The following is a 6,718-nucleotide window of genomic DNA, read 5'->3' on the forward strand; positions in this document are numbered from 1 at the left end:
GCGACGCCCTTTCACGGCCATGATCTGATTCCCGGCGTGGGCGAGCTGGTGCCCGAGCGCGTGTTGCCGGCGCTGTCGGAATTCCTTGCGCGCCTGCTGCCCGAGCGGGCCGACGCCATTCGCGCCAAGGCGCAGGGCTTCATGGATCGCCAAAAGCTCGCCGCCTCACTGTTCCCGAAGCCCGTCACGCCGCGGCCGCCGACGTTTTGCACCGGCTGCCCGGAGCGGCCGGTGTTCAGCATGATGAAGATCAACGAGATGCTGACCGGCCAGAAGGACTGGCACGCCACCGATGTGGGCTGCTACGGCATGGCGGGTCTGGCGCCATTCCACATGGCGGACTCCAACATGGGCATGGGCGGCGGGCTGGCCGCCGCCACCGCGCTGTCGGCCATGTCCGAGCAGAAAAACGTCTCGGTGGTGGGCGACGGCACGCTGTGGCACTCGGCGCTGAACACCTGCGTAGTGAACGGGCTCTACAACAAGCAGGACGCCACCTATCTGGTGCTCGACAACAAGTGGACCGCCATGACCGGCGCCCACGAGAACCCCAACTCCGGCGCCCAGCTGACCGGCGAGAAAAGCGGCGGCGATTTCAACATCGAGCGCACGTTCCGCGCCTTGGGCGTCAAGCGCATCGAAAAAGCCAATCCGTATAACTTCCGTGATTTCCAGAAAAAGCTGAAGGCCATCCAGGCCGATCCCGAGCCGCAGCTGCGCGTGTTGATCTCGGAAGCCGAATGTCAGCTGCAGCGCCAGCGCACGGTGCGGCCGATGCGCGCCAAGGCGATCGCCGAAGGCAAGCGCGTGGAAATCGAGCGCCTGGGCGTCGACGAGGAAGTATGCGTCGGTGATCACTCCTGCATGCGCGTCAACGGCTGCCCGTCGCTGACGCTGGAGGACTCCCCAAACACGCTCAAGACCGCGCCGGTGGCGGCCATCGACACCACCTGCGTCGGCTGCGGCGTGTGCGGCGAGATCGCCCACGCCGCGCAGCTGTGCCCGTCGTTCCACAAGGTGACCGTGGTGCGCAACGCCAGCCGCTTCGAGCGCTTCATGCAGCGCCTCAGCGCGCGCCTGCTGCCGGCGCTGCGCGCCGCCTGATTCCGGAGTTATTCAATGCCTCGGCACGATCGCGCCACGCGCATCCTCATCGGTACCGTCGGCGGCCAGGGCGGTGGCGTGCTCAGCGACTGGCTGATCAAGGGCCTGCTGAACGCCGGCTGGCAGGCGCAGAGCATCGGCCTGCTCGGCCTGTCGCAGCGCGCCGGCTCGGTCATTTACTACGCCGAGGCGCGGCCGTTCGGCGACAAACCGCCGATCCTGTCAGCCTACGCCGTGCCTGGCGATGTGGATCTGCTGCTGGCGCAGGAATTTCTGGAGCTCGGCCGCCTGCTGCAGGGCGGCTTTGCGCACCCGGACTGCACCATCATTGCCAACACCTACCGCTACTACGGCACGCTCGAGAAAACCCCGGCCGAGGGCGGCATCTATCCGTCCGGCGTGATCCGCAAGGCGGCCGAGACGCTGTCCGGCGACAGCTACCTGTTCCATGCCCAGGAACTGGTGGCGCAGGCCGGTTTGTCGCTGCTGTCCAGTAACGCCATCCTGCTGGGCGCGGTGGCCGCCAGCAAGGTATTCGACCTGCCGGCCGAGCCGTTTCGGCGCGCTATCGAGGAAGCTGAGGTCAACGTCGCCGACAACCTCAAGGCTTTTGATCTTGGCTATTCGATGATGCGCGACGGCACCCTGCCGCGCGCGATGTTCAAGGAAAGCGAGGTGCTCGATTGGCAGCAGCTCGCCCAGCAGCGCGAGGACGCCCTGCCCCCGCGTCGTCGCGCCGAGTATCGCCAGTTGCTGGAGCAGGCGCGCGGCACCGCACCGGCGCTGTCGCGCATCTTCGCCGAGGCCTGCTACCGCCTGCTGGATTTCCAGGACGGCGCTTACGTACGCGACTACCTGGCACGGGTGCGCGACGTGCAGGCGGCCGAACAGGCCCGGTCCGGTGACGACGCGACCGCCGTGACGGCCGCTTATGCTCAGCACCTCGCCAACTGGATGGGCTACGAGGACGCCCCGCGTGTGGCGCAGCTCAAACTGCGGCCCGAGCGCTTCGCCAGGATGCGCAAGGAGCACAACGTGCGCGGCGAGGACCCGTTCTGGGTGGATGATTTCCTCGCCCCGGACCCGCCGCAGATTTACGGCATGCTGCCGGCGCCGCTGGGCCGCTGGGTGCGCGAACGCGGCCGGCGCTGGCGGCAGGATTTCGACCACATCGCCATGCCGATGCGCGTGCGCAGCAACCGGCCGTGGGGGTATTTCACCCTGTCGCTGGTGGCCGGCATGCGCCACCTGCGCCGCCACTCGCTGCGCCACCACGAAGAGCTCGCTCTGCTCAAGCGCTGGCACGACGCGGTGCTGCACTGGCTCGGGCGCGATGCGACGCTCGGCCGGCTGGCGGCGGATGCCGGGCGCGTGGTCAAGGGCTACGGGCGTGTCCGCGACCAGGCGCTGGCTGACCTGTGGACCTTCATTGACCAGGGCCTGCCGCTGCTCGAGCAGCTCGCCGCCGCGGGCGGCAACGCCGGCGCGGTGGGTGACGACGCGCTCAGGCTGCTGGCCAGCGAGGCCGGCAAGGGCGGCTCAGCGCTCAAGCTGCTGCGCGAACGGCTGGCCGCGGCGCTACCGGCGTCGGGCGTCGCCGCCTGACGATGGGCGACGCCGTCACGGTCACGCTGCGCCATGCCGGTGAAGCCGAAATCAGCTTCACCTGCACCACCGGCGACACAGTGCTGGCGGCGGCGCGGCGGGCCAACGTGATCCTGCACGTGGCCTGCGAGCAGGGCGGCTGCGGCGCCTGCCGGGCGCGCATCGTCGAAGGCGAGGTGCGCTATCCCCTACCCGCCTCGCTACGCTGGCTGGACGAGGGCGCGGGAAGTGAGTGTTACGCCTTGCTGTGCCGGGCGGTGCCGTCCGGCGACCTGATCGTCGACACGGCGCATCCCTGGAAGCGGGGTGACGCGGCGCCCCTGTCGCGCCTGATCGGCGGATAATCGAACTCCATCGACGGGCCGCAGAGCCCGCGCCCATAACCCCACGGAGGAGCCGACGATGGCCGTCAGCCGATTCTCGTACGCGAGCATGAACGTCATGGACGTGGAGGCCGCTGTGCGGCACTACGTGCACGTGGTGGGCCTGCGCGAAACCGACCGCGATGCCGAGGGCCGCGTTTACCTGCAGGCCGCCGACAACCAGGACCACCACTGCCTGATCCTGAATCCATCCCGATCGGCCGGTGTCGATCACCTGGGGTTCAAGGTCAACGACCCGGCCGACCTCGACGAAGCCGCCGTGGCGGTCACCGCCTACGGCTTGCCGGTGACGCGTGTGGCTGCCGGCAGTGTCAAAGGTCAGGGCGAGGGGGTGCGCTTTCCGCTGCCGTCCGGGCAGCACCTGCTGCTGTACTTCCACGCCGACAAGATCGGTTACGCCACTGGCATGGAAAACCCGAGCCCGGTGCCGCCACACGCCACCCCGGGCGGGCGGGTGACGCACCTGGATCACACGCTCATTTCGGCGCAGAACCCGCAGGATGACGTCAAATTCCTTACAGAAGTGCTTGATTTTTCTCTCACCGAAAAGGTCGTTGATCCCGCCGGCAACACCTTGGCGGCGTTCCTCACCTGTGGCCACACCATGCACGATCTGGCCATCGGCCCGGGACCGGACGGGCACTTCCACCACATGGCGTTCGGCATGGACAGCCGCACCGAGGTCATCCACGGCGTGGATTTGCTGAAGGAAAACGCCGTGCCGGCGCTGGAGTTCGGCATCACCCGTCATGGCATCTCGGGTGTCACGACGATCTATTTCCACGACCCGTCCGGCAACCGCAACGAGTTCTACAACGGCGCGTATCTGGCGCCTGGCGCGCCAGGCTGGGTGCCGCCCGTGGTGTGGCAAGCCGAGCACTTCCCTCGCGGGGCGTTTTATTACGAAAACGCCGTTCCGGAGACGTTTTTTGCCGAAGTCACCTGAACTCATACGGCCGACACGCTGAAAAACCTCAAAGAGGCGGGAGATTCATGGCTCTCAAACACGGCGGCATCATCCGCATCGCCTACGTACGCCTGGCGCTGCACGACTCGCGCCTGCGTCAGGCGCAGTTCTTCTATTGCGACACCCTGGGCCTGGTCGAAACCTACCGCCAGCCGGACCGCCTGTACCTGCGCTGCTGGCACGAGGCTTTCCCCTACTCGCTGGTGCTCGACGAGGGGCCGGACAATCGGTTGATCGAAATCGGTTTTCATGTGCGCGATAGCAACGATCTGAAGGCACTGGAAAACAACGTGTTGAAAACGGGTGTGAAGGTTATTAATCACCCGGCCGGTGCGCTTGCCGGCATGGGCGAGTCGATCACGTTCGACATCCCCGGCGGCCCGACGCTGCGCCTGTTCGCCGAACTGCCGCAGATCGGCTACATGACCGGCTTCGATTCGCCGGACTGGGTCACGCCGCGGGCACTGCGCGGCACCCCTGCCCCGTTCTTCCTGAACCACGCCGGCATCACGGTGCCGGACCCCAAGGCCGCGGTGGACTTCCTCACCCAGGCGCTGGGTTTCGTGGTTTCGGAGCGCATCGACAGCGACGACGGCCAGCGCTTGCTGTCGGCGCTGCTGTTTCGCATGCAAAAAGAGGCTGGCGGTCAGGAGCTGGCCATCTTTCCGGGGCCGGCCGGGCGTTTGCACCACATCGCGTTTACCAAGGAAGACCCGAACGACATCCTGATCGACGGGCAGTACCTGCGCGAGGCCGGCGTCAACATCGACATCTACGGCCCGACGCGCCAGTCGTACGGCAAGACCTTCTCGCTGCACTTCCACGACCCGTTCGGGGTGCGCCTGGAACTGTGCGCCGGCGGGCGCATCACCGAAGTGCACCCCGAATTCGAACCGGTGCGCTGGACCGAATCACAGCTCGGCAAGGCCTTGTCGTATTACGACCGTGACCTGCAGACCGCCTTCCTGCAGCCGTCGCTGTAATGGCCTATCGCCGGCGGCCCGCACCGTCGGCGAATGGGTAGAATGCGGCCCGCCATGCAAGCCGATCTCACCCACCTTGTCAGCCGCGCCGAGCAGTTGCTCGGACGCATCGAATCCCTCCTCCCCCCCGCGCCGCCGGCCATCGACTGGGCGCAGACCCTGGCAGCCCGTTGGCAAGCGCTGCCCGGCGGGCGGGGTGCGCTCGGCGCCATCGAGCACCCGCAGGCACTGCGTCTGGACGACCTGCTCGGCATCGACCGCGCCAAGAGCGCGCTCGATCGCAATACCCGCCAGTTCCTGGCCGGCGCCCCGGCCAACGATGCCCTGCTGTGGGGCAGCCGTGGTACCGGCAAGTCCTCGCTGGTCAAGGCACTGCTGACCGAGTATGCCGGTGTCGGCTTGCGCCTGATCGAAGTGGACAAGGATCACCTGACCGACCTGTCGCAGATCGCCGTTGCCACCGCCGGCCTGCCGTATCGTTTTGTCGTGTTCTGCGACGACCTGTCGTTTGGCAGCGACGAGCCTGCCTACAAGGCGCTCAAGGTGGCGCTCGACGGTTCGGTCAGTGGCGGGCGGGCACATCTGCTGATCTACGCCACCTCGAACCGCCGCCACCTGCTGCCGGAATACCAAGAGGAAAACGCCCTGACGCGTCACGTGGGCGAGGAAATCCACTTCGCGGAGGCCGTCGAGGAGAAAATCGCCCTGTCCGAGCGTTTCGGGCTGTGGCTGTCGTTCCACGCCTTCGATCAGGACCATTACCTCGACATCGTGCGCCACTGGCTTGCACAGCTCGGCTGCCGGGGGGCGCTGGAGGACTGGCGCGAGCAGGCGCTGCGCTGGGCGCTGACGCGCGGCAGCCGCAGCGGGCGCACGGCGTTTCAGTTCGCGCGCGATTATGCCGGCCGGCTGGCGCTGGGGGATGGCGCGTGATCGCGGGCCTGCGCTTTACCAAGATGCACGGCCTCGGCAACGACTTCGTGGTCATCGACGGCGTGCGTCAGCAGGTGCAGCTGAGTGCCGATGACGTGCGCCGCCTGGCTGACCGCCACTTCGGTGTCGGCTGCGATCAGGTGCTGCTGCTGGAGCCGCCGCGCCGGCCGGCTGCCGATTTCACCTACCGCATCTTCAACGCCGACGGTGGCGAGGTCGAACACTGCGGCAATGGCGCGCGCTGCGCGGCGCGCTTCGTGCTGGCACAGGGCCTGAGCGACAGGACCACGCTCACCTTCGACACGCTGGGTGGCCTGGTGCGTCCGCGCCTGCTGGACGACGGTCGGGTGGAGGTCGACATGGGTGTGCCCACCTTCGAGCCGGCGCGCATTCCGTTCGAGGCGCCTGCCGAAGCCCTCGACTACCCGCTCGAGGTCGACGGCGAGATCGTCACCGTGGCGGCGCTCGCCATCGGCAACCCGCACGCGGTGCTGCGCGTGCCGGACGTGGACCGCGCGCCGGTGGCCACGCTCGGCCCGTGCATCGAGCGCCATGCGCGCTTTCCGCGCCGCGTCAACGTCGGCTTTCTGCAGGTCATCGATCGGCACCAGGGCCGCCTGCGCGTGTATGAGCGCGGCGCCGGTGAGACGCTGGCCTGTGGTTCCGGCGCCTGCGCAGCGTTCGTCGCCGCCGTGCGCTGGGGCCTGCTCGATTCGCCGGCCCGGCTGCACCTGCCAGGCGGC

7 protein-coding genes are annotated in these 6,718 nt (G+C 67.7%); all 7 read left to right on the forward strand.

Annotated features, from left to right (window positions below; all coding sequences use genetic code 11):
- On the forward strand, positions 1 to 1,104 hold a 1,104-nt coding region (locus PHC73_RS10125), incomplete at its 5' end, for a thiamine pyrophosphate-dependent enzyme (protein WP_300127522.1).
- A 15-nt stretch (positions 1,105 to 1,119) separates the two neighbouring features.
- A complete protein-coding gene (locus PHC73_RS10130; RefSeq protein ID WP_300127525.1) occupies positions 1,120 to 2,709 on the forward strand; it encodes an indolepyruvate oxidoreductase subunit beta family protein in 1,590 nt (529 codons plus the stop codon).
- 2 nt (positions 2,710 to 2,711) lie between these two features.
- Positions 2,712 to 3,053, forward strand: coding sequence for a 2Fe-2S iron-sulfur cluster-binding protein (locus tag PHC73_RS10135; protein ID WP_300127528.1), 342 nt, complete (start codon positions 2,712 to 2,714; stop codon positions 3,051 to 3,053).
- 58 nt (positions 3,054 to 3,111) lie between these two features.
- Positions 3,112 to 4,038 carry a VOC family protein gene (locus PHC73_RS10140; protein ID WP_300127531.1) on the forward strand — a complete coding sequence of 309 codons (927 nt, stop codon included), beginning with the start codon at positions 3,112 to 3,114 and terminating at the stop codon, positions 4,036 to 4,038.
- A 47-nt stretch (positions 4,039 to 4,085) separates the two neighbouring features.
- Complete coding sequence (locus tag PHC73_RS10145) at positions 4,086 to 5,042, forward strand: VOC family protein (protein WP_300127534.1); 957 nt, start codon at positions 4,086 to 4,088, stop codon at positions 5,040 to 5,042.
- Between the two features lie 54 nt (positions 5,043 to 5,096).
- Positions 5,097 to 5,975, forward strand: a complete 879-nt coding sequence (locus PHC73_RS10150; RefSeq protein WP_300127536.1) for an ATP-binding protein — start codon at positions 5,097 to 5,099, stop codon at positions 5,973 to 5,975.
- 23 nt (positions 5,976 to 5,998) lie between these two features.
- The coding region (gene dapF / locus PHC73_RS10155; protein WP_366949852.1) for a diaminopimelate epimerase at positions 5,999 to 6,718 on the forward strand (720 nt) is incomplete at its 3' end.

Origin of the sequence: Immundisolibacter sp. (assembly GCF_028696615.1) — a bacterium.
GTDB lineage: Bacteria > Pseudomonadota > Gammaproteobacteria > Immundisolibacterales > Immundisolibacteraceae > Immundisolibacter.

What these genes read in the sequence shown, in the direction of transcription:
- PHC73_RS10130 (WP_300127525.1), top strand. Translation starts at nt 1,120, where the DNA reads ATGCCTCGGCACGATCGCGCCACGCGCATCCTCATCGGTACCGTCGGC.
- PHC73_RS10145 (WP_300127534.1), top strand. Translation starts at nt 4,086, where the DNA reads ATGGCTCTCAAACACGGCGGCATCATCCGCATCGCCTACGTACGCCTG.
- PHC73_RS10140 (WP_300127531.1), top strand. Translation starts at nt 3,112, where the DNA reads ATGGCCGTCAGCCGATTCTCGTACGCGAGCATGAACGTCATGGACGTG.
- PHC73_RS10150 (WP_300127536.1), top strand. Translation starts at nt 5,097, where the DNA reads ATGCAAGCCGATCTCACCCACCTTGTCAGCCGCGCCGAGCAGTTGCTC.
- PHC73_RS10135 (WP_300127528.1), top strand. Translation starts at nt 2,712, where the DNA reads ATGGGCGACGCCGTCACGGTCACGCTGCGCCATGCCGGTGAAGCCGAA.